Source organism: Planktothrix pseudagardhii (assembly GCF_904830925.1).
Lineage (GTDB): Bacteria > Cyanobacteriota > Cyanobacteriia > Cyanobacteriales > Microcoleaceae > Planktothrix > Planktothrix tepida.
Map to the genome: position 1 here is coordinate 3,437,686 of NZ_LR882967.1, position 25,518 is coordinate 3,463,203.

Below are 25,518 nucleotides of genomic sequence, written 5' to 3' on the forward strand. Positions count from 1 at the left end.
AAAAGTGTCTTCAGAAAAATCCTTTGCCCAAGTGACAATGGCTATAGAGTCAATGGTTGGTAAAGCTAAGGAATGAAAAATCAATAAATGGATTAATGAGTGAGTTGAGGTACGGCTCGATAGTTCCATTTGGGTAAATATTCATCAAAAACAATTTTCAGAGTTTTTTTGAAATGATCAGTTACCTTCCGACCCGTTTGATAGACCTGATCAACGACATTAACAACGACAGATAGCCCTGTATTAGTACGAGTTTTTTCCATGAGAGTTTTGACCAAACCAAGACTGGTAAAAATCACTCCTTGACAAGCTCGAGTTAGATGAGGAAAAAGTCGATGTTCAATGGGATTATATTTAGATGTATAGGGAGGGTAATGAGCAATTCTGATCTCAATTCCAATTTCATCCACTAACTTTTGTAAATCTTGTTTAAAAATATAATGATTAGCATTATTACTGCCACCCCCATCACACTTAGCTAAAATCGAATTGGCATGAGGATAGAGAGCTTTTCCATAATGATTCCACCAATGTTTAAGAGCATTACAAGCAAATTCACTGGTATCTTTACTGTTACCTAATGTTACATATCCTCGGTTTTTTTGAGTATCGTAAATGCCATGGGGAATGACTTTTCCATGACCTAAGCTCCAAAAATCATGATCCCAAGTAGTAACAGGCTCAGTTGTATACAGAGTACCTGGACGATATAAATTCCCTAAAACTTCTTTCTTTTTAGTGTCAAAACTAATAATAGGATTACCGGCTTCTCTATACAGGGTATCGAGTCTAGCAATATTTTCAAATTGAGCATTTCGGTCTTTATTAATTCCTGTAGTTTGCTTTTTTTGTGCTTTTCGCTTGACATACCCATGCTTTTTTAAGAGTTTCTTTACGGTGGGAGGACTGATATTAAATCCGGCTTCCTTAAGTCCCAAAGCAATTTCTTTGTGGGTTAAATTAGTCCATTTAATTGACTCGTTCATAGGATCTCCGGCTGTGCGGGACTTTAACACTTCTAAAAAGGCTTCATCTATTCCAATTTGGGTGGAAAAAATACTTTTTCTTCCTCCTCCTTTTTTTCTAATTCTTACATCATTAATAGTCTGTTCATCCAGTTCTTTTAACTCTTTTATTCCTCGGACGATTGTGTTTCGAGTACAACCCAACAGTTTGATGATATAACTAATTCCTCCCCATCCCAGTTTTTGAGCCTCTATCGCTGCATATCTTCTTTTATCCTTTTCTGATAAAGAGTTATAAAACTTTTTCATTTCTTCCTCAATTGAACTAGAATAAAACATAGGTTTTAAGTTAAGTTGTGTAGTTTAATCGAAAAATCCGTTGCCCGGTTCTCTCAATTTTTGTAAAATCTGCCATCAGTGCCTATACTTCATTATACCTGAAGCCCATCAAGTTATTACTTTTTCATTCCTAATAATCTGATTTTTCAAAAGCTGATCGATGCAAATGCCTCTTTTACAGAAGTAGAAAATGCAGTTAAATCAATGGTGGGTAAAAATGATTTAATGATTTTTACACACCTTGAATCTGGTAAAGTGCTTTCCTTATGTGGCAAATTTAAACAAGCTAAACTTTATATAATGGGTAATCCCCTGATTGCGAATCAAATGTTTGAAGAAGACCCGGCAGTCGGTCTTTACGTTCCCCTGCGATTGTTTGTGTATGATGAATATAATGGCAAAACTTATATTACCTATGATCAACCTTCATCTCTATTAGGTAGATTTGAGAATCCGAAAATTTTGAGAGTTGCAGAAATGCTCGATCAAAAGCTCCAAGAATTAGTAACAATGGCTGTCCAATAGTATAGCAAAAATTAGAATTAACCCGGAGTTTAGTATTGGTGAACGACCGCTTCTTCAGTATCCCGGTTAATTGAGGGTTATGTTTACTGTAGAGAGGGTTTAGGAGATCTACACTCAAAAATCTTATATGAATCAACTTTTAGGGGTTGCAAAACCAGAGTAACGGGGAAGAAAGATTATGGTTCCCCCGTCGATTTGAAAACGGTTTTGTTGTTGAGTGACGGTAGAATTTATCGGTAAGGTTCCATCTGGGATGATTTGAGCTTGAACAGAGATAGACGCACTGGTTAGGGTGAAGGCAATCAGACCTAATGGCCATTGGGGGGATGTCATGGGCACAAAAGAGGAACTGAGTTTAAATTCTCTCTTGAGTATATCAGGAAACTGTCGCGTGCGGTTGTTATCGGAAACAGGACTTACGCAGTGACGCTACAGATATAGCACTACGCATTACAGTTAGGACATTTCTAAATCCTGAAACCCTTTCACTTCTTACTGTTCGGTGTTCGGTGTTCGGTGTTCCCTCTTCAAGTAGCGCTATAGCGTCACTGGGTAAGTCCTGAGATGTTAATGGGATAAAGCCGATATCCCTGGGAAATAAGATTTAATTGTATCCTTCATAGTTTTGTAACGTTAGTGAGGGGTTCACGTTTCTACTATTTGATGGGGGATAATCCATATAACCAAACGATTAATAATGGGGTAACAATCGTTAGAATTAAACTCAAAGGAGCACCAACACGGGTAAAGTCGAAAAATTTATATCCCCCTGGACTGTAAACCATTGTATTGGTTTGATAGCCAATGGGGGTCATATAACTATTAGAAGCGGCAAAGGTAACAGCATACATAAAGGCAAAGGGATTTAAGCCTAATGTTATAGCAACTTTTACCGCAATCGGAATCATTAAAACAACCGTTGCATTATTCGAGAGAATTTCTGTCAGAATTGATGTGGCAATATAGAAGAATAATAAAATCCAATAACCGGATAAATGACCGCCAAAACCGACCAATGTATCAGCTAACCATTGAGTGGCGCCCGATTTATCCATTGCAATTCCTAATGGAATTAATCCTGCTAATAAAAAGATGACATCCCAACGGACAGCGCCATAAATTTCTCCGGGTTTGATACATCCTGTCACAACCATTAAAATCACACCCGCTAAAGCACTAACTAAAATAGGCATTAAATCAAAAGCGGCGACAACAATAACGCCTAAAATAATAGCCAGTGCGACCCAAGCTTTATCTTGTCTGAGATTTTCGACATCTCGCTCTTCTAAAACTAACAGTTCTCGTGTGGTTTGTAACCCAATAAAGCTTTGTTTAGGGCCTTGAAGTAATAACAAATCCCCAAATCTTAAGGGAACTTTCCCTAATCGTCCTTGGACTAATTCTGAACCCCGACGAATGGCTAAAACCGTTGCGTTATAGCGTTGACGAAATCTTAAATCTTTTAAAGTTGTTCCAATTAATCGAGAATTCGATAAAATTAAAACTTCGGCTATTTTTTCTTCTCCTGAACTCAAAACTGTTTCTAAGGATTCTTCTTTAAACTTAACATCGGGAAGCAGTTCTAAACCTCTCTCATCGCGAATTTTGAGTAAATCTTCTCGACTGCTGCGAACAATTAAAATATCTCCTGCACTTAATACTTTATCCCCCAAAGGTTGGGGAAAGCGCATCTTATTTTGAATTAATTCAAGTACATCTAAATCAAATTTGCGTTGAATTTCGCTTTGATTAACGGTTTGTCCGACTAAGCTAGAACGAGGAGTAACAACCAGTTCACTCACATAATCTTTTAACCCATATTCTTGTTCAAGAATTTCAAAATTTGCGGGTTTGCGGTCAGGTAAGAGTCGAGGCGCAATAAGCGCTAAATAGATGATACCGATAATAAAAGTGATAATCCCTAATGGGGTAAATTGAAATAACTGAAATTCCCCATATCCCATTTGTTTAGAAATTCCACTGGCTAAAACGTTTGTTGAAGTTCCAATGACAGTAATCATCCCCCCTAAAACCGTTGCATACGATAAGGGAATTAATAATTTAGAGGGAGAAATTCTTTGTTTGCGACACCAATCTTCAATAATGGGTAAGAAAATTGCCACAACTGCGGTGTTATTAATAAATGCAGTAATGGGGCCTACAATTAATCCCATGACTAAAATTTGTTGACCTGCCGTTTTTCCGCCCCATTTCACTAACCAATCTCGAACGGTTTGTACAACTCCGGTTTTTGTAATTCCGGCACTTAAAATAAACATCGCCATCACCGTAATTGTGGCAGAGTTACCAAACCCCGATATGCCTTCATCCGGTGTGACTAACTTCAAAATCATTAACACAACGGTAACGGTGAGGGCGGTTAAATCAACGGGAAGCCACTCAAAAATAAAGGCAATTAAAGCCAGAACAACAATACTAAGAGTCAGAATAATATTGGTCATCGAAAATTTTGGGTAGAAACCCCTAACTTCTAGTTAGGCTTTGCATTAATTTGAACTAGGATTAAAATAATTAAAGCCACGATGACCTTAATTGACGGGTGAGATTCCCAGTGGTGGGACGCTCTAGTTAAAGGGCGTTTAACCGAAATGGTTGAACCGGTGTTGACACTCTAGTTCTAGCCCCCACAAGCAGAAACGATTAAGCGAGTGAGTGAAAAACGACTTAAAAGTAGGCTCAGACCCTTCGGGGCGAGAGAGTAGAGGCAATTGGCATCGCCTGTCGCACGACACTAGAACACGCCTAAGAAGGGTTTTGGGAGTTGTGGTTCGAGCCATGACCATCGGGTTATCTCCTTCTAAAGAATCCTCCCACTTATAGGGCGAGGTGTGTCATGAAAAATGTAATAGTGTTTATACGATGTAGGGGCGGGGTCATCCCCACCCATCATCAGTCAGCAGCTACTCTCTCTTGACCTAAGATTTAGGCTTTTCAGAGGGTGCTGTTGTCGCTTTAGGGGAAGGAGAAGCTTTAGGGGGTGGAGTGACTGTCGGTGCAGGGGTTGGAGTGGGTGAAACCGTTGTATTAGGAGCCGCAGGGGTGCTAACGGCTGGGGTTGTCGCAGGTTCACCCATAATACTTGGATTTCCATTATCATAGAATCCCGCTAAACAAGCAATCATCATGGTGGCTAAGGTTCCAGCAAATAAAGCTTTCCAGCCTAATTCGGAAATATCTTTTCGCCGAGAAGGAACTAAACCGACCATTCCTCCCACAAAAATTCCCACTGAAGCGACATGGGCAAAACCGGATAAAGCATAACTGACAATTAACACGGTTCTAGGAGTAATTAATCCTTCTTTGGCGGCTTCTGCTAAGGCTTGATAGGGAGGAATTGCTGTTTCTAATAACCGACGACCAATAATCACCGAAGCTGTCCAAGAATCTTCAAAGGGAACTCCCGTTAAAATTGTTAAGGGATAAAAAATAAATCCCAAAATATTCGCTAAGGTTAGAACTTGAAAAACATCTCCCACTGGACTTGGTAATAAACCTAACCACGCTGAAAATTGATTGACTAAAGAAACTAATCCTAAAATTAAGATTAGAACCGCAGCAATAGCAACGGACATTTTCACCCCATCTAATGCCCCAATAATCGCAGAGTCTAGGGGGCTAACTCGTTCCATCAATTCACCGCCAACGGTTTCTAAATGGGGTTCTCCGTCTTCGTGGGTAATTAAGTTTTCTTCTTTCTTTTCTTCGGGTAATTTTCCTAATGTTAGGGGTTTGTCGGTTTCAGGAACTAAGATTTTAGAAATCACAAAACAGGCTGGAATCGCCATAATAGAGGCGGAAACTAAATGCCCTAAAATATTCGGAAAAACAGGTCTTAAGAAACTAACATAAATCGCTAAGGTTGATGAAGCAGCCGTTCCAAAACAACAACTTAGAATCGCACACAGTTCAGAACGGGTCATCTTTTCTAAGTAGGGTTTAACCACAATGGCGGCTTCAATTCCGACAAAGATATTGGCTGCACCGCTTAAGGCTTCTGCCCCACTTAAACGCATCGTTTTATAGAATAACTTAGCAAAAATATTGGTAACAACTTGAATCACACCTAAGTTATATAACAGTGCCATTAAGCCAGAGAAGAAAATAACGGTTGGTAAAGCTCTAAATGCAAAAATATAACCTAAATTTACATCGGGGGTTTGCCCAGGAATGGGGACAATATTTTTCCCAAAAACAAATCTAGCCCCTGTATCTGCGGCTGTAAATAAGCTATCGAGGAGGCTACTAAACCATTCTAAAGCCGTTCTGGTGGGTGGGAAAAGAAATACGAAAAAGGCTAAAACCAATTGTAAGCCAATCCCTAAACCCATTGTTCGCCAAGGGATGACTCGTTTATTTTCTGAGAATAACCAAGCTATAAAGCATAAGCCAAAGATTCCCAAAAAAGAAATTAAATTTAGGTAACTCATAAGTGTTTTTGGCTATATTCCTGATTAATTATTTCCCCATTTCCAGCACCCTGGGTTCTCGTCCTGATTCTATGGCGAATGGGGTCAATTGGCAATACTGTTGAGTGAAACTCACAACACCCACTCGGAAGTTAGGTTCAGGGACGAAACCCAAACACAACAAAGACCGTTTTAAAAAGGATAGGGTTAGCCGTAGGTTGTTGAGTGCAACGCTACCACTAACCCTGTCAAACGTCAATGTCACCAGACCCAAAAACCGAGTTTATAATCGTTATCTTGGGGTTTCAATTAAGAGTTATCCTTTACAAACTGGGGGTTTGACGACGTTGGAAAAACCATCTTTGAACCAGTTTTTCCATTTCAATCCAGATAAACATTAAGGCACTAAAACCTAAACAGATTAACAATTCAGTGAACGTTAACGGGTGAGTTCCAAAGAAACTTTGTAAGGGCGGAACATAAATTAATAGTAACTGAAGAACGGTAGTTAATAAAACCGCAGCCCAAAGATAAGGATTGGTTGCGGGATTCATTTGTATTGTTAATTGGTTATCAGAACGTACTGCTATAGCATGACCCATTTGGGCTAAACATAAGGTTGTAAACACCATTGTTTTCCAACGTTCAGGATTACCCGCGATTTTAGTATGATCGTAAGCCCAAACCATTAAAACAATCGTTAAAATGGCAAAAATAATCCCAATTCTCACCATATATAATCCTAATCCTCGCGCAAAAATACTTTCACGGGGATCATTAGGAGGACGTTGCATCACCGCAGGTTCGGCGGGCTCCATCGCTAAGGCTAAAGCAGGTAAACCATCCGTGACAAGGTTCATCCATAAAATTTGTAATGGCGATAAAGGAACACCCCCTAAACCTAAAATCGGAGAAGAGGCAATTACTAAAACTTCCCCAATATTACTACCGAGAATATATTTAACAAAACGGCGAATATTACTATAAACCACTCGTCCTTCTTCTGTGGCGGCAACAATGGTGGCAAAGTTATCATCCAGCAAAATCATATCACTGGCTTCTTTACTAACATCGGTTCCGGTAATTCCCATCGCAATGCCAATATCGGCTTGTTTTAAGGCGGGAGCATCATTGACTCCATCCCCGGTCATGGCTACAAATTCACCATTCTTTTGCAAGGCTTGAACAATGCGAAGTTTATGTTCAGGAGAAACCCTGGCGTAAACACTGACTTGTTCAACTTCTTGTTCTAATTCTGTTTGAGAAAGTTTCTGTAATTCTTGACCTGTTAAACTTAAATCATCAGGGGAAGCAATCCCTAAATCTTGAGCAATGACTTTCGCCGTTAATTGATGATCTCCGGTAATCATCACTGGACGAATTCCGGCTTCTCGACACCGTTTAACCGCTTCTCGAACTTCAGGACGGGGCGCATCTAACATTCCCACTAATCCTAACCAAACTAATTCCTGTTCGGCGGCTTCTTCAGTGCCTTCTTCAGGTAATGTTGTTAAAGATCGAGTGGCAAATCCTAAAACTCGTAATCCTTTTCCGGCCATTTCATTATTTTGGTCGAGAATTCGTTGGCGGTCAACTTCAGTTAAAGAAACCGTTGTATTCCCCACCAAAACAGCATCACATTGAGCTAAAATCAACTCCGGTGATCCTTTTGTAAACATCGAAAATTCATCATCAGATTGACAAATCACACTCATGCGCTTGCGTTCTGAAGAGAAAGGAATTTCAGCAATACGGGGGTTTTGTTGATTATGAGTTTCTCTAAATAAACCGACTTTTCCCGCTAACGATAATAACGCTCCTTCTGTGGGATCTCCTAAAATAATCCATTGATTTTTATCTTGTTGTAATTGAGCATCATTACATAAAACACAGGCTGTTAAAATAGGTTGTAAAACTTCAGCAGCAGGAGAGAGGGTGCTATTTTCATCAGAGGTGATCAATCGTAATTCCCCAACGGGAGCATACCCTTCTCCGGTGACTTGAAACACTTCATTTAAGGTATAAACTGATTGTACCACCATTTTATTTTGGGTGAGAGTTCCGGTTTTATCCGAACAAATAGTGGTAACAGAACCCAGGGTTTCCACCGCCGGGAGTTTACGAATTAAGGCATGGCGTCGTACCATGCGTTGGGTTCCAATGGCTAAAGTCACCGTTACCACCGCCGGTAAACCTTCGGGAACAACGGCCACCGCCATACTCAGCGAAACTTCTAATAAATCTTCTAAACTACTAAAACTGCCCGTTCTAATCACGCCACCAATCACCACCAAGGCGACTAAGGCTAAAGACCCACTAACCAACACATTTCCTAACTGAGACATCCGTTGCTGGAGGGGAGTGGGTTCACTTTCGACTCCCTGAATCATTTCCGCAATGCGTCCCAGTTCCGTCGTCATTCCGGTATTGGTGACAATGACTTCTCCCCGTCCCTGGACAACTTCCGTCCCCATGAATACCATATTAATGCGATCGCCTAACGGTGCATCTTCGGGTAATTCCACACTGGGTTTTTTAATCACCCCTTCCGCTTCTCCCGTTAAGGCGGCTTCTCGGACTTGCAAATTCTGAGCTTCAATTAAGCGACCATCCGCCGGAATTTGCACCCCCGCTTCGAGAAACATAATATCCCCTGGAACCAATTCTTTCGCTGAAACTTCCAACAGCTTACCGTCCCGCATCACCCTAACTTTGGGTGAAGACATCCGTTTTAGGGCAGCTAAGGCTTGTTCTGCACGGCTTTCTTGGAAATAGCCCAACATCCCATTCAAAATCACAATCGCAAAAATGGCAACGGCGTCCTTGGGAAAAGCCCCCTTTCGTAAATCGATAAAGGCAGATACAATGGCGACAGCAATCAGCATCACGAGCATAATATTCGTGAACTGATCCCATAAAATCTCCAAGGGACTGCGACCCGCGCCTTCTTCTAATTCATTCAGACCATATTGTTCTTGTCGTTGAGTCACCTGTTGTGGGGTTAACCCTGTTTCGCTATCTGTATCGAGTACCTTAAGGGCTTTCTCAGCAGCGAAGCTGTGCCAAGTGGTAATGGGTTCTAAGGTCGAATCAGAAGACATTGATGAGGATTCGGGAGATACCATTGTCTACGTCCTAAACGTTCCGGCTAATCTACTTTAATCAAATGATAGGTGATTTGTAGGATGTCTGGAAACCCGCATCCGATCTATTTTGAGGCTAGTCCAGAGGAAATAATACTTATTACCCTTTAAAAAAAGCCTTTTTCAAAAAGATTAACACTTTTTAATCCCTATAAAAATATTCTATTTTAGGGGTTTGAATGCTAAAATTGATGGAGAGAAACTCCTATGAACAATCCCGAAAATTCTAAAATTCCTGAAGAGATTGCATCTGAAGTGTTAGAAGTTGCATCTCGACTGTATTCTGAATCCAATAATAGTTATTCTGTAGAAGCGTTACAACAGGCTGGAAAAGAAGTATCCATCCCCCCAGAATTGATTGAAAAAGCGATTCAAGAAGTTCGGGAGACACATCAACGACAAGAGATTGAACGGCAACAATCTCAAGAAAAAAATAAAGTTTTACAAAAAGTTGGGATGGGAATTGCTGGCGTTATCCTACTCTGGAGTATTTTGATTTATAATTCTCTTGCCAGCCACAAACAAAATGTTAATGCTTCCTGGGCGCAAGTAGAAAACCAAATGCAACGTCGTGCCGATTTAATTCCTAATTTAGTCGCAGTTACAAACGCCCAAGCTAAACAGGAAAAAGAAATTATTCAACTTTTAATTCAATCCAGAGAATCTTATTTAAAAGCCAATTCTATCCCCGAAAAAATAGCAGCCAGCACTCAAATCAGTACGGTTATTCAACAATTGAATCAATATGCAGCGACTAACCCCCAACTGCAATCTTCTCAAACCTTTAGTAATCTTCAATATGAACTAGCGGGAACTGAAAATCGCATCGCCACAGAACGCCAACGCTATAACCAAGCTGTCAAGAATTATAATCAATCTCTACAAACTTTTCCTAATATTTTGATCAGTTCCCTTTTCAATTTTCAAGAACAACCTTATTTCCAAGCTGAGGATAAAACAGTTCCTAAAGTTAATATTCCGTAGAGGACTGAGGGGAGAGGGGGAAACGGGGAGAAGGGGGAGAAGGGGAAACGGAGAGAGAAGAGGGGGAATCAACCGCTAACCGTCAACATTCAATAATCGAGTACAATAGGCACACAGACTTAATAAACTTTTATTGTTCGTATTAAAACCGTTGATTGCTCAATTGCATCACCCAGTTACCGTTTTAGGATTTTTAAGGTCATAATGCTGATTGCCAAGCTGTTAAAATCAATCACTCTCCCCTTGGGGTTCACACTGCTGTTACCCTTTGCTCTAATCAGTAGTTTGGTCACAGATAGCGTGATGAGTTCCTCCCCTAGCTATGCACAAACCGTACCTGCGGCTAAAAACGCTGTGGGACGGGCGATGACCGTTCGGTCTGATATTCAAGAAGCGGATGCTCAAACGGGAATTGTTACCGCACGGGGTAACGTCCAGATTAACTATCCCGCCCGCAGTATTCAAGCCACTGCCGCCCAAGCGCAATATTTTAGTCGAGAACGTCGCATTGTTCTGAGTGGGAATGTGTTTGTTTTGCAAGAAGGCAACACTATTCGAGGTGAAACCGTCACCTATTTGATTGATGAAGGACGATTTATTGCTTTACCTCAAGGAGGCGGACAAGTAGAATCGATGTATTTAGTCCCCGATGAAACCGCCAGCCCTAAAAACGCAACGGTGGAACCTTTTAATCCTAAACCTGCGTTTAAAACCCCGTTAAGTTCACCTTCAGCACCTCGTAACCCTTAAATTATTTCTAACAAACCCCGTTATGAAAATAGTGCTGGAGAATATTCACAAATCTTACCGTAAACGCACCGTTGTCAGTCGAGTTAATCTCTCCGTTTCTCAAGGGGAAATTGTGGGATTATTAGGGCCAAATGGTGCCGGAAAAACCACGACATTTTATATTGCAACGGGGTTAGAAAAACCAACCCAAGGAAATGTTTATCTCAATGAACTTGATATTACCCATTTACCCATTCATCAACGCGCCCGGTTAGGCATTGGTTATTTAACTCAACAAGCCAGTATTTTTCGCCATCTCAGTGTCAGGGATAATATTTTATTGGTTTTGCAGGAAACTCGTGTTCCGCGTCATTTATGGCAAAAACGTCTGCATACTCTGTTGCGGGAGTTTCGTTTAGAAAAAGTTGCCTCCACTTTAGGCTATCAAGTTTCTGGAGGAGAACGACGACGCACAGAATTAGCTCGTTCCTTAGCGGCGGGGTTAGAATTGCCTCAGTTTTTACTCTTAGATGAACCCTTTGCCGGAGTTGACCCGATTGCGGTTTCTGAAATTCAAGAAATCGTCGCTCAATTACGCACTCGCAATCTGGGAATCTTAATTACGGATCATAACGTCCGAGAAACCTTAGCGATTACAGACCGAGCCTATATTATGCGGGATGGACAAATTTTTGCATCGGGAACCGCCGAAGAACTCTACAATAATCCCCTAGTGCGGCAGTATTATCTTGGTGACAGTTTTCAACTATGAAAATTACTCTTTTTAAACCGTTGGGTTCAGGTAAAATTTTCCTGCCCTATCTCTCAATTTTAGATCGATATTTAATCCAAGAAATCATTCCGCCCTTTGTCTTTGGAGTCGGATTATTTAGCTCCGTTGCCCTCACGGTGGGAACGGTTTTTGACCTAGTTCGACAAGTGGCAGAATCGGGGATGGCGGTTTCCATTGCTGTTCAGATTTTTCTCTTAAAAATGCCGGAATTCATCGTTTTAGCCTTTCCGATGGCGATGATTTTAAGTGCATTAATGGTTTATGGCCGTTTATCCAGTGATAGTGAATTAATTGCTCTCAGAAGTTGTGGAATTAGTTTATATCGGTTACTAATACCAACTTTAATCTTTAGTTTTTTGATTACAGGTTTAACGTTTGCGTTTAATGAAGTGATTGTTCCGGCTGCTAATTATCAAGCCTCTGTCACCTATGAACAAGCGTTAAATGAAGGCAACCTTCCCATTCAGGAAGATAATATTTTTTATCCCGAATATGAGAAAATAAAAATTGAAGGAACAGATAAAAAATTTAGTCGCTTAGTGCGATTGTTTTATGCTGAAAAATTTGATCGCGGTCAAATGTTGGAAGTGACGATTTTAGATCGTTCTCAACCGGAATTAACTCAAATTATTTCTTCCAAATCTGCCAATTGGAATTTCGCCCAAAATACTTGGGATTTCTTTAATGGTACGGTGTATATTGTTAATCCCGATGGTTCTTATCGTAATATTGTTCGATTTGATCATAAACAGCTTAAACTCTCTCGCACTCCAATGGATTTAGCGTCCAAAAAACGAGATTTTGATGAGATGAATATTGCTCAAGCTCAAGATTATTTAAAGTTAATGAAATTGAGCGGTGATCAACAAAGAATTGTTAAAACCAAGGTTAGAATTCAACAAAAATATGCTCTCCCATTCTCCTGTGTAGTCTTTGCGTTATTGGGGGTAGCATTAGGCAGTAGACCCCAAAGTACCAGCCGAGCGACCAGTTTCGGGATTAGCGTTATCGTGATTTTCGGATATTATTTACTCTCGTTTATCACCGGAGCCTTGGGTCAAAAAGAAATTCTCACTCCCTTTTTCGCGGCTTGGTTGCCAACATTTTTAGGTATTGGAATTGCAAGTTTTTTATTAGTTCGTGCTTCTAAGTAGAAACATGATGCTGATCTCCAAATTTACAACCATAACCTTTGCAACTCCCTACAAGCATAACGTAGAGAAGGCAAAGCAATAGCATCGACTCCTTGAGGACATATTTCTCTAGCCAATATTCTAGCTGATCTTTCCGCTAATTCAATCCTCTCTTCTGGACTCATTGTTTTATCTTTATAATCAGTCATCTCATCACAGTGATGACTTGACGGATAGCTATTAATATAACGAAACCACGTTTCAATATTTCGAGCTGGTACAAAAATAGCAACTTTATCACCAGATTTTCGAGGATCTTGGTTTAACTTACCTGCTGTTTCGTCTAATGCTATATGTAAAGAACGCATTCTATGAGATAGGGTATCGTTATCAGCATCAATCATCACTACTACAGCAATATTTCTATAGTTACGACTTCTATAACTGTTAATAAGCTTTGGATAATACCTGACAATCAAAGCATTGTTATTCTTAATTGTTTGCCCTTTAGGATTGCCAAAGTCTTTAATTTTGCGCTTGTTAAATCCCCGACAGATCAAATATTCTCTAATAAATCGCTCTTGGTCAATATCTTCACAGAGAATAGTTACTTCTGGTAAATCATAATATCTACTCGTCATAAATCCATCCAAGTTCTATAAGTTTAGCAACTGATAAACCTTCTTTATTATCAGTAATTCGCTGTACGCGGACAGTTTCATTATCTTCTCGTTCAAACCAATAACCTGAATTGCTTGCTAAGTAATTAATTAATGATGGGTGATGAGAAATTAACATTACTTGTGCTTCATTGTTAACACAATACTCCATCACCTGATCCCACCAAGGTCTTATTTCCGGTAAAGCTAGGAAATTTTCGGGTTCATCAATACACAACGTAAAATTCTCATCAGGAGAACAATATATTAAGGTATATAGCGCAATCAAAACTTTTTGACCTTGCGATAATTCATTAAGTCGATAAGTAGTTTTGCTAGGACGGGTAAAAGATGCTGATAAAATCCTAACATCACCAGATTTAGGATTTTGAAATGAATCAAATCCCTTGATAATATTTTGTAATTCCAGCGTTAGTTTAAGTATTTTACCTTGAGATTCCTGAGATAAATAGCTGTACCAAGCTGCATAGTTTGACATATCCCAAGTCGGCAAACTTGCCTCCTGACGGCTTTCTGATTCCATGACAAAAGGGTTGATCTCGACAATAAAAAAGTTAGCAATCCTTTTTTTGAACCAGGTCAGCTTTTGATTGTCAGGTCTTTCATAAATAAAACCAATACCAGAACGCGACCAATCAAAAAACGGTAAAAAAGCACCTTCACGATTAGGATCGTCATTATAAAGCCTAGCTTGACCTACAGGCATACCTCTATCGCCCGCATCAACCCAGAAATTAAATAGAGGTTGTCCGTCAAAAGTTAAGCTTTCTAGTCGCATTCTAGGAGGTGCATACTCTCCTTGATGTTCGATCTCTAGGGTATATTTATAAATGCCACCATTTCCTTGAATATCCAATTCAAATTTTTGAATCTGGGATTTTTGCCATCTTGTTAAATCATTGTTTTTAAACAAATCTGATACTTTATAATCTTGTTGGAAAGCTTGATCACCTATAATAAATTTTTGTAGTTTTCTTAAAACATCAAAAACAGTAGTTTTTCCCGAACCATTTGAACCTAGAAAGAGATTTAAGCTATCTAATGTCAATTCAAAATTGACTAGGCATCTAAAGTTATTAACATAGATCCGCGTCAGCATATTTTTTGTGATTAGCAATTATCATAAATGATCTTTATCATTCTTATTATCCCATAAATCAGGAATTAAATCACACCAAAGTAAAATTTCAGGTTTTAAAGTTAGAGAAGTTAAAGATTGACAGCAAAACTTTAGCCCACTGCCCCAGAGTGCGACGCTGATTTTAACGCTATCATCCATTTAATTAGTAACTAAGGATTGGCAAACGTATTAATTTCCCCCCCTCCAATATAACGACCCGGAACACGATTGGGAACAGAAAAATTAGGTTGGGTTTGACCGATTTGACCCGGTTGTAGGTTGGGATTCATATTACTGGGGGTCATGTAACTATTCGGTTGAACGGGTTGAACCGTGCTGTAACTCCCTGTATTCGGCGTGACGGAATAGGAGGGTGCAGTGTTATTTATCGGAAGTGAATTGAGGTTAGAATATCCAGGGTTGGGGGCTGTTCCAGGTGTTACTGTGGGCACGGTAGGAACAACCGGAGGCAGGGTCACGTTGGTTTGGTAGGGATTTGGAGCGGGAAGGGGAACTGTACCCACCACAGGATTAGTATTGGCTCTGGGAACACTCCAACTCGGTTGAATCGCCTGTCCTGTAATGGTGGGAGTAGCTGTAAAGGGTGTCACACCTACTGGTGTTCCTGAGAGGGGATTTAACGCGGCGTTGGGATTTGTTAGGGTATTTGGTGAAAGTGTTGATGGCTTGGTTTCTTGGACTTCTGAGGTTGGTGAGGATTCAGTCGCCGTGTTAGACGGTACAGCCAGATCTTTATTTTCGGTCTGCTGGGTTTGCAGATAGTTCTGCATCGCTTGTTGTAAAGCCGTGGTTGTCGTTTGGGGGTTGGTTGTTTCTGCGGATTGATTTAAACCGATGTTAGGATTGGACTCGGTGGAAGTTGAAGGATTACCAGAAACTGAATTCAGATTGTTAACAGGAGTTGAAGTATTCCCCTGTACCGATATTGAGGGTTGAGTTTTGGGGGCTGATTCTGAGAGGATAGCGTCTACGAGAGGATTGGAATTCGAGGAGGATTCCGGCTTTTTAGCAGCTTCCTGAGCTTGTTTAAATAAGTCTGTTCCGAGTGAAATCGTTGTATTTAAAGGTGCAAGGAATGAATTATTGTGATTTAACTCATCTAATAACACTTTAGAACTATCAATATCCGCCGCAATTGATTGTTCTTCTGGGGTAAGTTGACTCGCGGAGTTACCAGAATCAAGGGTTGATTCTTGATCCAAACTAAACCATTCGGGGTGTTCGGAAAACTGCCAAAAGAAAATTCCCACCACCACCACCACACTGACAGAACCCCAAATACGAGGTTGTAAAAGAAACTGCAATTCTTCTCCCACAGTACGAATCAATTCAGGAAGTCGTTTATAAATAGACATAGCTTACAGACAGCTTATTGCTGCTTTGAAAGGAACAGGGGAAGTCAGGGGATGGGGGACAAGGGGATAGGGGGATTAGGGGGACAAGGGGACAAGGGGATTAGGGGGACAAGGGGACAAGGGGATAGGGGGATTAGGGGACAAGGGGATAGGGGGATTAGGGGACAAGGTGACAAGGTGACAAGGGGACAAGGGGACAAGGGGACAAGGGGACAAGGGGATTAGGGGGAAGTCAACTGTTAACTTTCAACATTGAGCTTAACTGCTGGGTGCTAAACCTCAACCGCGAACGGACAAAACCTCTTATCATTATTGTAGCCTGTTGCTTTGATGCCTAAATTAACCTTTGAGGCTACCCTAATGGAAAAATTTATAGAAATTCTAGCGAATAAAGAAGAAATCACTCAGCGAGCTTTAGATATTCTTCTGGTTAAAATTAAAGACGCGCTTCAAAGTCGGGATCAATTTACAATCGCTTTAGCAGGAGGGAGCACCCCTAAACCGTTATATGAAGCGTTAGCTCAACAAGCGTTACCTTGGGATAAAATTCATGTCTTTTGGGGAGATGAACGTTATGTTCAGTCTGATCATCCCGACAGTAACCAACGCATGGCGCGACAAGCTTGGCTAGATCAAGTTAATTTCCCCCCCACTCATCTTCATCCGATGCCAACGGCAGCTAACGACCCCAAGGTTGATGCCGAAACCTACAATCGGGAATTAGAGCAGTTTTTTCATCTCAATGCCGGAGAATTCCCCGTTTTTGATGTGGTTTTATTGGGGATGGGGGATGATGCTCACACGGCATCGTTATTTCCCCATACCGAAGCCTTAACCGTTCAAGATCGCTTGATTACCGTTGGCAATAAAGACGGTCAACCTCGGATTACCTTTACCGTACCCCTGATTAATCACGCTCGCTGTGTGATGTTTTTGGTTACGGGGGCAAATAAACAGGAACCTTTGGCCCAGGTGTTTGCCTCAGAAGCCGATGCGATCGCTTATCCCAGCCGACTGATTCAACCGGTTGGGGAATTATGGTGGTTATTAGATGCCGCAGCAGGAGCCAATTTAACTTAAAATTTGCCAAAATTAAGCATCTGAACCCTTAATCTCACTCAAATTTTTCCATCAAAATCCATGATTGTTTGTCCCAATTGTAATTATCAAAATCCAGAAGGCGCGACGCAATGTGAAGCTTGTTATACGCCTTTGCCTTCGATGACGAGTTGTCCCCATTGTGGGGCGACGGTACAAACGGATGCGGCTTTTTGTGGTCAATGTGGGTCGAATTTACAGCCTACATCTACCCCAACGAATTCAGGTGAAAACGAAGGCTTAATTCCGACTTTGGTTACCCCTCCTGATGAACCCATCGCTGAACCTCAGCCTCAACCGGTGATCAGTTCCGGGCCGAATTTAGAAAAATCTCCGGCTGTTCCTGATGCGACGCTCACGACTCCTCCGGCTGTAGTTCCTGTCGTGACGGTTGCGGAACCCCCAGCTAATATAGCTCAAGCTTTCCAGGCGGCTGCGACTCAGTTACAGCGACAGGCGGCGAAGCTGATTCATGTTCAAACCAATGCCACTGTAGAATTACCTCAAAATGTCTCGGTGATTCATTTAGGAAAACCTAATGATTTAGTGCCCCCGGATGTTGATGTTTCGGGATTTCCCAACTCAGAAATTGTTTCTCGCACCCATGCTGATATTCGGATGGAGGGCGATGCGTACTATATTGAAGATGTGGGCAGTTCAAATGGCACTTATATTAATAATATCTCTCTTCCCAAAGGAAATCGACATCGGTTAAGACCCGGCGATCGCATTTCTTTAGGAAAAGGAGATTTAGTTTCGTTTATTTTTCAACTGTCCTAGAGGATTCAGAACTCAGAGTACAGGGGCAGAGGGTAGAGGGTCGTTCAGTACAAAACAGCAAATTTACCCGTTATCAATGAATGCCCAACTGCACGAGAGCTTTTGAAAGCCAGGATTTTTGGATGGTGGGGGGAGTGAGTTCTCCTGAATGTTTGATTCGGGGGAAACCTTAATCCTTAATCGCCCTATATCCCCATCCAAAATCTGAGATTTCCCATTTAAAATAAGTTTAGGGCGTAGCTGTTGATTGTTAGATTTTGCCAATGTGATTAAACTAACATTATTACATCCTCTCCAATCGATTCCTGTCCGCAGTTGGGTCTTTAAAAAGGACAATGTGATTCGGATTGGGCGATCGCTCAAGAATGATGTTGTTCTCTATAGTGCGGTTGTGTCTCGGTATCATGTCGAGATTCGTCGCCAAAGTGAAGATTGGGTTGTTGTGAATCTGGGAACCAATGGAACCTATGTTAATGGACAAGCGGTTCAACAAGTTCCCTTAGTCGATGGACAAGTAATTCACTTAGCGATATCGGGGCCCAAAATTCTCTTAAATATTCAACCTGATCCGACAGAATTGATTTTTACTGGAGGAATAGAGGTGCATCATTCATCTCAGCAACAGGAACATCAGTCGGAACCTGTGTATTCCGTGGAAGTTTTAACTTCACCTGGAGTTTCCTCTGATCCATTGTTTCCCAGTCACACGGAAGAGACAACGGAGGTTGATCTGCGTAAAAAATTGATGCTTCCTACCAATTACCCGGTCTAACAGGATACCACAATAAGCGAGTCAGTGCGATTCCTGTCATCCCGGCAACGATTGTCCAAACCAGGACTAAACCCAACACATCTCCCAGAAAAAAACTTGTCCCCTGACGTAGAATTCCCCCAAACATCCAACCGATGGGTAATGCTATCCCCCACGACAGTACACTAGCTACGATCCATCGCCAGGGTTTCAAGACTTCGGTGCGTAAGACCCACCATTGTCCAAGGCTTAAACATAGTCCTAATTTAACTCCCTCGATAACACCATAAATAATTCGAGGGGTAAGATTTAAGGTTCGGGGAACCACCCAACCCAAGAGTCCTATTGGAGTGAACGCAATGATTGTCCAGATTAAAACATGGACGAAAATCCATCGCCAACTCTGGGAAATATGGTCTTTGAGAACAAACCATTGAGACACACTGATAATTAATCCGCCAATGGCTCCTTCTAAAGCTCCTAAATCGGGTCTTTCTCCAATTTCTATCCAAATTAAACTGACTAAAAATCCCACCTGTGTTACAACTATCCACTGGATGATAAACCCTAGGTCGGTTTCTAAATCCCAATTTTTATAGACCCATTTCATAAGGATTTTATAGCAGGGAACAGGGAACAGGGAACAGTAAGAAGTGAAAGGGTTTCAGCTTTCTATATATCTGATAATTTTAGCTTTTAGGGTTGAAAGCGATCGCTTCTAAAATGATTTAATAAAGGATCATATTGTTGGTCTAAAACCCAATTAGAAATTAATTCAGCCGTAACCGGAGCCAATAAAATTCCATTGCGATAATGACCGACGGCTAAGGTTAAATTTTCCCAAGAACTCGGCCCTAATATGGGTAATAAATCTGGCGTTTCCGGTCGAAATCCCCACCAAAATTCTTGAATGGGAAACTCTTTTAAAATCGGATATAATCGCATCGCTCCTGAGAGTAAGGTTTCAATGCCATTGGGGGTTAAACCGCAGGTAAATCCCACATCTTCTGATGTCGCTCCAATCACAATTAAACCATCTCGACGGGGAACAATATAAATATTAGAACCGAATAACACTTGTTTCAAAGGTAAGGGTTCAAAATCATCAGGAACTCGGACGGATAACATTTGTCCCTTGCGGGGATATACAGGAATTGATAATAAGTCTCCAGCCCAAGCTCCCGTTGTTAAAATATAATGATCGGCGTTAAAATTACCTTGATTGGTGATAATTTCTGTTACCTTTTCTGGGGAAGTTACTAAGGTTTTGACTGTGATTTCTTCTATAATTTTAACGCCTAATTCCTGAGCCGCCCTGTACAAGGTTTTGACTAACCCCCGACGGTTATCCACTTGACCATCCTGGGGAAACCACCACCCCCCCACAACGTCATCCCCTAACCCCGGCTGCTGCTGTAAAATCGCTTCTCGTTCTAGCCAGTAACTCGGTGTATCTGGGGTTTGGGGTAAGGTCGTAGAGTCGGGACGTTCATAAACGGGGGCTAAAATCCCACAGGGCCAATATCCAGTTTCTAATCCTGTGAGTTTCTCCAGTTTGCGTGTCCAGTCGTTATAGAGGGCGCGACTACGTAAACATAAGTCTAGCATGGGGCCAGGAGGAATTTGTTCGGCTTGGGGAGCTAACATTCCAGCCCCGACTAAACCTGCTGCTTCCTGTTGATTTCGACTTAGAACGGTTACCGTTGCCCCTCGTAATTTTAACTCAACGGCTAGGGATAATCCGATTAAACCGCCTCCGATTAAAATAATTTCATTTTCTGGTTTCATAACGGGTAAATATTTTTCTAATAATTCTATTGTTTTCTATTTTAAGGGTTTAGGGTTTCTTTTTGGGTTTAACGGTTACAGAAATTTCCCCATTTAATTGAATAAATTGTTGACGTTTGGGATCATAAACCCAGGCTTTAATCTTGTTCTCGCCTACAGGAAGAGATTCCCCTGAAAAAACAATTTGCCATCCGGCTCTTGTATAGGATTTTGATTTTAATAATTCAGCAATATCAGGTCTAGCCACTGTAATATAAGCATTCGCAAAAAAGGATTTTTGATTATTATAGGACAGAAAAATAAGATTAGGTTGTTGTTGGGAATCTGGGAGAATTGCCCACCCGCTTAAACTCATCGGCATTTTGCGCCGAATGACTAAAGGCTCATTATTGGGTAAAGGATGAAGATACCCATATTTTAAATTAGGGTCAGATACAAAAGGAACTGTTTCAGCAAAAGTTCTTAATTGTAAGTTTTTTAGTTTTTTTACCTCCTGTCTTAAAAAGGAAGCATCAGGATAAATTCTGACTAAACAACTGTCTACTGAAGTGTTCAGAAAAGGAGAATCTTCCAGATAATCAATGAGTGTTAAACAGGTTTGACCACTCTTTAAGAAAAAACTTAAATCCGTTGCTTGAATAACAGCATATTCCCCTCTCAATATTGTTAAAATCCCTACAATACCGACTAACACACCATAGGTTAGGACAGTATTAATTACCTGATTCTTTAATAAGTCTAAAGCAGAAAGTTTGAAGCGAACCCAAATCAAACTCAGTTGAAAGATAGCGACGAATAATAATAAAGTATGAGTGGTAAAGCGAGAACCTTGTAAAATAGCATAATCGGAGCCTAAATAATAGCGTCCCTTGGCAATCAGAACACTTGAAAGCAAGCCAAATAACCCAATGGATATCCAAGGAAAGGTTAAAGAATAGAGATGAGGATTTTTAATTAACAGTTCATAGAGGAGATAAAAGAAATAGCAAAGGATGATCAAACCCAAAATCCAAGACCATTGCAGGGAACCTATTAAGGGAGAAGCAATAATATTAAATAGAAAATGAATTAAAAATAAAGTAGGATTTTGAGCTAAATCAGGATTATTTTTAAACGCATCATTTTTTAACGCTTCATCGGGTTGATAACCTAGGAAATAAAGATATACAGAAATTAAAAATAATAAAATCCAAACGAAGAGACGCTTTCGCTTTTGAGTCAAATTTCCTTCTAACCCTAAAACGCAGGGAATTAAAGCCAGCCAAGATGCTAAACCTTGAGCCGAAGAAAAACTAGCGATTCCACATAAAATAGCCGAGCCAATATATTGCCATTTAGTCGATAAAAACTTAGGATAAGACAATAATAAACAAGCAAAAATAGTACAAAAATTAATTAAAAATATAGCAACTTGAAATCCCCAAAGCCAATTTTGATATTGAATCCAAGAAAAAAACACTAAACTGGTTAGCAGGTTTGTCAGATGAAACAAGTTATCTTGTTGAGCAGGGTTCGTGAGTTTGGAGAGTTGATAAAGACATAAAAAGGTTAGAATTGCTAGTAAAAAGCTGCAAATTAGCTCTGCATAAATATTCCAATCTGACGTTAAACCTAAGCTCAAAAAAATTAATTTAGGGAAAACTAATCGATGATAATTATGTAAATTAAATAAATCAATAAATTGTAAAGTTCCGGTTTTAAATTTCTCAAATAAATTAGGTAATATCCATTGATCATGATAAGGGACATCGACTCCATAATAAAGAATAAACGAAGCCGTTGCCAAGGGAGGGATTAGATATAAAATAATTAAAGGAATGTGAGTAGAAATAGATGGCGCACGCAGGTTCATTCGAGATTATCATAAAAACATTGCCAGATCTTAAATGAAGTAAGCCGGATTGTCAACTATGATTCAACAACTGTTTGTGAATACTGTCTCTGCGTTGTGTTATTCTTTAATTGATCAGCGTTTTCCAGCCGATTGTACTCCCCTAAAATTTCCCCATAATTCTGTTGTTAAGTTTGTTTTAGAACAACAGAATCGAATGCCTGATTATCTACAATTTCCCTTATTTTTATTAACGTTAATTTTTGATTTTTGGGGTTTGCTTCGTCGAGGTTCCTTCTTTCATTGTCAGTCCCCATCTATTCGTAAACTTCAAGTTGAAACTTGGAAAAATTCACCCTACCAAATTTGTCGAGATGTGATGCGATTTTATGAAAGTCTAGTGGTATTATATTGGCAATCTGAGTCAATTCATTCATCAAGTAACTGATTATTAATATTATGCTTCAAGCTTCAGAATGTGATTTAAAAGTTGAAATTGCTATCATTGGTTCTGGCCCTGGGGGAGCAATTACCGCCTGTTTATTAGCTGAAGCCGGACGGGATGTTTTATTAATAGAAGAAGGCGACGATTTACCCTTAGAATCCTGTCAACCCTTTTCCGTTGAAGAAATGGTACAAAAATACCGAAATGGGGGGTTAACCGCAGCCTTTGGTCAACCCAAAATTCAATATGTTGAAGGTCGATGTGTCGGAGGAGGAAGTGAAATTAATAGCGGACTTTATCATCGAACACCCTTGAATATTTTAGAACAATGGCGCACAGAATTTGAAGTAGATGCTTTAACAGAAGCTGATTTAATCCCTCATTTTGAAGCCTGTGAACAAGCGGTTAACGTCTGTTATTTACCGGGGAAAGCTCCAACCGCATCTTTAAAATTACACGAAGGTGCGATGCGTTTAGGTTGGCAATCTTTAGAAGTTCCTCGATGGTTTCGTTATGAAGAATCTGATGAAACTTCCGTTCCCAAAGGAACTCGACAATCTATGACGAAAACCTTTATTCCTAGAGCTTTAAAAGCTGGCTGTAAACTCTTAGCAAACACTCGGATTAAAACCCTTAAAGAAACAGATAAAACTTGGATTTTAACAGGAACTCGTCAAGGGAATAATATCCCAGAAAATCCGATTAAAATTCAAGCCGAAACCGTATTTGTTTGTTGTGGTGCAATTCAAACTCCAGCGTTATTAAGACGAAGCGGAATTAAAAATAATATTGGAAACTCCTTAAAAATGCACCCAACCGTTAAAATAATTGCTCAATTTGATCAAGAAATTAACGCCTTAGATATGGGGGTTCCTGTTCATCAAGTCAAAGAATTTTTTCCTCGATTTAGTTTCGGATGTTCGATTAGTTCTCCCCCTTATTTATCGGTGGGAATGACTGACCATCCTCAATATACAGAAACCGTTAAAAAACATTGGCAAAACATGGCAATTTATTATGCTATGATTACTGGGGAAAGTTTTGGGACAGTCAGAAATATTCCCTTTTATAATGATCCTTTAGTTCGCTATAAACTAACTTCTCAAGATTTAAAAGATTTATCAGAAGCCTTACAAAAATTAGCGTTATTATTGTTTGAAGCGGATGCTAAAATTCTCTATCCTAGTATTTCTAATACTTCTCCCTTGACCCATCCCCAAGATTTAACTACAATAGCAGAACAATTGCCGATAAAACAAACAAATCTAATGACCGTTCATGTTTTTTCCTCCTGTCCAATGGGAGAAAATTTACAAAAATGTGCCGTTAATTCCTTTGGAAAAGTTCATGGATTCAATAATTTATATATTGCTGATGCTAGTTTACTGTGTACCGCACCAGGGGTCAATCCTCAAGGTTCAATTATGGCGATCGCTCGTCGAAATGCGCTAAAATTCTTAAATAAAATTTAGAAAAAATTACTTTTTTTAGCTCTTATATCCCTAATTAATGCTAAACTATAACCATAATAAAGAATAATAAAGTTATGGAATTAAAAACTAACCTTATTTTAGTAACAGGTGCATTAGGATGGTTAGGGATTCGTTTAGTCGAATCTTTGGTTAAAGGATTACCCGATTTTGAACCCTTAAATCAACCTCAAAATAACTTGAAAATTCGGTGTTTAATTTTACCCAATCAAGATATAACCCTATTGCAAAAGATCTCAGATCAAATTGAAGTTTATCAAGGGGACTTAAGAAACCCCCAAGATTGCGATCGCTTTTGTGAAAATGCCGAAAATGCTATTTTATTTCATACGGCTGGAATTATTCACCCGCAAAAAGTATCAGACTTTTATCAAATTAATGTAGAAGGAACTAAAAATCTATTAAATTCTGCCATTTGTAGAGGTGTAAAACGAGCGATTATTGTCTCTTCCAATTCTCCCTGTGGTTGTAATCCCCATCCTGATCATTTATTCGATGAAATCTCTCCCTATCATCCCTATATGAACTATGGACGTTCAAAAATGCTGATGGAATTAGAAGTTAAAAACTATCAGCAACAGGGAGAAATTGAAACCGTTGTTATCCGTCCTCCTTGGTTTTATGGCCTCCATCAACCTCAACGCCAAACCCTCTTTTTTAAAATGATTCGAGATGGAAAAGGGCCGATTGTTGGAGATGGGAATAATCTCCGGTCAATGGCTTATGTCGATAATCTTTGTCAAGGATTATTATTAGCCGCAATTACTGAAAAAGCCAATGGAGAAATTTATTGGATAGCCGATGAACGTCCCTACTCTATGAATGAAATTATTGATACCATTGAACGATTATTAGAAACAGAATTTAACCAATCTTGTAGCCATAAACGCTTAAAATTACCGGGATTAGCCAGTGAAGTTGCTTTCGTGGTAGATGGAACATTACAAGCTCTAGGATTCTATCATCAAAAAATTCATGTTCTCTCAGAAATGAATAAAACCATTGCTTGTTCTGTGGCTAAAGCTCAACGAGAATTAGGGTATCACCCTACAATTTCCTTAGAAGAAGGAATGCGAAGAAGCTTAACCTGGATTTTTGAAAATTATGGAGGATTAGATTAA

General features: G+C 39.9%; 23 protein-coding genes. 11 read left to right on the plus strand and 12 right to left on the minus strand.

All coding sequences use genetic code 11. From position 1 onward, the window contains the following. Positions 1 to 92: 92 nt before the first annotated feature. A complete protein-coding gene (locus tag NMK36_RS14490; protein ID WP_072721577.1) occupies positions 93 to 1,304 on the minus strand; it encodes an ISAzo13 family transposase in 1,212 nt (403 codons plus the stop codon). A 204-nt stretch (positions 1,305 to 1,508) separates the two neighbouring features. Between NMK36_RS14490 and NMK36_RS14495 the strand changes: the two genes are divergently transcribed. Continuing rightward, the gene (locus NMK36_RS14495; RefSeq protein ID WP_254174033.1) at positions 1,509 to 1,829 is read left to right on the plus strand and encodes a DUF302 domain-containing protein; all 321 of its coding nucleotides are present in this window, start codon (positions 1,509 to 1,511) and stop codon (positions 1,827 to 1,829) included. 132 nt (positions 1,830 to 1,961) lie between these two features. On the opposite strand, the gene NMK36_RS14500 is transcribed toward NMK36_RS14495, so the two are convergent. The 4 genes from NMK36_RS14500 to NMK36_RS14515 form a co-directional block, all read right to left on the minus strand. Then, the gene (locus NMK36_RS14500) at positions 1,962 to 2,162 is read right to left on the minus strand and encodes a hypothetical protein (protein ID WP_190518822.1); all 201 of its coding nucleotides are present in this window, start codon (positions 2,160 to 2,162) and stop codon (positions 1,962 to 1,964) included. 323 nt (positions 2,163 to 2,485) lie between these two features. Beyond that, positions 2,486 to 4,291: an SLC13 family permease gene (locus NMK36_RS14505; protein WP_254174034.1), complete on the minus strand. Its 1,806-nt coding sequence runs from the start codon at positions 4,289 to 4,291 to the stop codon at positions 2,486 to 2,488. A 474-nt stretch (positions 4,292 to 4,765) separates the two neighbouring features. Then, positions 4,766 to 6,277, minus strand: coding sequence for a NupC/NupG family nucleoside CNT transporter (locus NMK36_RS14510; RefSeq protein WP_254174035.1), 1,512 nt, complete (start codon positions 6,275 to 6,277; stop codon positions 4,766 to 4,768). A 302-nt stretch (positions 6,278 to 6,579) separates the two neighbouring features. Then, positions 6,580 to 9,381 carry a cation-translocating P-type ATPase gene (locus tag NMK36_RS14515; RefSeq protein WP_072720709.1) on the minus strand — a complete coding sequence of 934 codons (2,802 nt, stop codon included), beginning with the start codon at positions 9,379 to 9,381 and terminating at the stop codon, positions 6,580 to 6,582. A 225-nt stretch (positions 9,382 to 9,606) separates the two neighbouring features. Between NMK36_RS14515 and NMK36_RS14520 the strand changes: the two genes are divergently transcribed. From NMK36_RS14520 to NMK36_RS14535, 4 genes are all read left to right on the plus strand, one after another. Beyond that, complete coding sequence (locus NMK36_RS14520; RefSeq protein ID WP_072720710.1) at positions 9,607 to 10,383, plus strand: LemA family protein; 777 nt, start codon at positions 9,607 to 9,609, stop codon at positions 10,381 to 10,383. A gap of 204 nt (positions 10,384 to 10,587) precedes the next feature. Beyond that, on the plus strand, positions 10,588 to 11,133 hold the full coding sequence (locus NMK36_RS14525) for an LptA/OstA family protein (RefSeq protein WP_072720711.1): 546 nt from the start codon (positions 10,588 to 10,590) through the stop codon (positions 11,131 to 11,133). A 22-nt stretch (positions 11,134 to 11,155) separates the two neighbouring features. Continuing rightward, the gene (gene lptB, locus NMK36_RS14530; protein ID WP_072720712.1) at positions 11,156 to 11,884 is read left to right on the plus strand and encodes an LPS export ABC transporter ATP-binding protein; all 729 of its coding nucleotides are present in this window, start codon (positions 11,156 to 11,158) and stop codon (positions 11,882 to 11,884) included. Continuing rightward, complete coding sequence (locus tag NMK36_RS14535) at positions 11,881 to 13,059, plus strand: LptF/LptG family permease (protein ID WP_072720713.1); 1,179 nt, start codon at positions 11,881 to 11,883, stop codon at positions 13,057 to 13,059. Before lptB ends, NMK36_RS14535 begins: the two co-directional genes overlap by 4 nt. Positions 13,060 to 13,082: 23 nt before the next feature. On the opposite strand, the gene NMK36_RS14540 is transcribed toward NMK36_RS14535, so the two are convergent. The 4 genes from NMK36_RS14540 to NMK36_RS14555 are packed head-to-tail and all read right to left on the minus strand — an operon-like array spanning position 13,083 to position 16,214. Next, complete coding sequence (locus NMK36_RS14540) at positions 13,083 to 13,679, minus strand: hypothetical protein (protein WP_072720714.1); 597 nt, start codon at positions 13,677 to 13,679, stop codon at positions 13,083 to 13,085. Next, positions 13,669 to 14,817, minus strand: a complete 1,149-nt coding sequence (locus tag NMK36_RS14545; RefSeq protein ID WP_072720715.1) for an AAA family ATPase — start codon at positions 14,815 to 14,817, stop codon at positions 13,669 to 13,671. Before NMK36_RS14545 ends, NMK36_RS14540 begins: the two co-directional genes overlap by 11 nt. A gap of 21 nt (positions 14,818 to 14,838) precedes the next feature. Further along, positions 14,839 to 14,997, minus strand: a complete 159-nt coding sequence (locus tag NMK36_RS14550; RefSeq protein WP_222425265.1) for a hypothetical protein — start codon at positions 14,995 to 14,997, stop codon at positions 14,839 to 14,841. An 11-nt stretch (positions 14,998 to 15,008) separates the two neighbouring features. Then, the gene (locus tag NMK36_RS14555; RefSeq protein WP_254174037.1) at positions 15,009 to 16,214 is read right to left on the minus strand and encodes a hypothetical protein; all 1,206 of its coding nucleotides are present in this window, start codon (positions 16,212 to 16,214) and stop codon (positions 15,009 to 15,011) included. 360 nt (positions 16,215 to 16,574) lie between these two features. Between NMK36_RS14555 and pgl the strand changes: the two genes are divergently transcribed. The 3 genes from pgl to NMK36_RS14570 all read left to right on the plus strand — a co-directional run bounded on the left by pgl (position 16,575) and on the right by NMK36_RS14570 (position 18,864). Beyond that, a complete protein-coding gene (pgl, locus tag NMK36_RS14560) occupies positions 16,575 to 17,294 on the plus strand; it encodes a 6-phosphogluconolactonase (RefSeq protein ID WP_254174038.1) in 720 nt (239 codons plus the stop codon). 60 nt (positions 17,295 to 17,354) lie between these two features. After that, positions 17,355 to 18,092 (plus strand): FHA domain-containing protein, encoded by a 738-nt coding sequence (locus tag NMK36_RS14565; RefSeq protein WP_072720717.1) that lies wholly within the window; start codon positions 17,355 to 17,357, stop codon positions 18,090 to 18,092. Between the two features lie 265 nt (positions 18,093 to 18,357). Then, a complete protein-coding gene (locus NMK36_RS14570; protein ID WP_254174039.1) occupies positions 18,358 to 18,864 on the plus strand; it encodes an FHA domain-containing protein in 507 nt (168 codons plus the stop codon). On the opposite strand, the gene NMK36_RS14575 is transcribed toward NMK36_RS14570, so the two are convergent. The 3 genes from NMK36_RS14575 to NMK36_RS14585 form a co-directional block, all read right to left on the minus strand. Further along, positions 18,845 to 19,453, minus strand: coding sequence for a hypothetical protein (locus tag NMK36_RS14575; protein WP_254174040.1), 609 nt, complete (start codon positions 19,451 to 19,453; stop codon positions 18,845 to 18,847). The two genes, NMK36_RS14570 and NMK36_RS14575, sit on opposite strands and share 20 nt — an antisense overlap. An 86-nt stretch (positions 19,454 to 19,539) precedes the next feature. Further along, a complete protein-coding gene (gene thiO / locus NMK36_RS14580; RefSeq protein ID WP_254174041.1) occupies positions 19,540 to 20,631 on the minus strand; it encodes a glycine oxidase ThiO in 1,092 nt (363 codons plus the stop codon). Positions 20,632 to 20,680: 49 nt separating this feature from the next. After that, a complete protein-coding gene (locus tag NMK36_RS14585) occupies positions 20,681 to 22,483 on the minus strand; it encodes a hypothetical protein (protein WP_072720720.1) in 1,803 nt (600 codons plus the stop codon). Between the two features lie 58 nt (positions 22,484 to 22,541). Here NMK36_RS14585 and NMK36_RS14590 point away from each other — a divergent pair, with 58 nt between their 5' ends. The 3 genes from NMK36_RS14590 to NMK36_RS14600 all read left to right on the plus strand — a co-directional run bounded on the left by NMK36_RS14590 (position 22,542) and on the right by NMK36_RS14600 (position 25,518). Continuing rightward, complete coding sequence (locus tag NMK36_RS14590; protein WP_072720721.1) at positions 22,542 to 22,910, plus strand: hypothetical protein; 369 nt, start codon at positions 22,542 to 22,544, stop codon at positions 22,908 to 22,910. An 11-nt stretch (positions 22,911 to 22,921) separates the two neighbouring features. Further along, positions 22,922 to 24,379 carry a GMC family oxidoreductase gene (locus NMK36_RS14595; protein ID WP_072720722.1) on the plus strand — a complete coding sequence of 486 codons (1,458 nt, stop codon included), beginning with the start codon at positions 22,922 to 22,924 and terminating at the stop codon, positions 24,377 to 24,379. 74 nt (positions 24,380 to 24,453) lie between these two features. Beyond that, complete coding sequence (locus NMK36_RS14600; RefSeq protein ID WP_072720723.1) at positions 24,454 to 25,518, plus strand: NAD-dependent epimerase/dehydratase family protein; 1,065 nt, start codon at positions 24,454 to 24,456, stop codon at positions 25,516 to 25,518.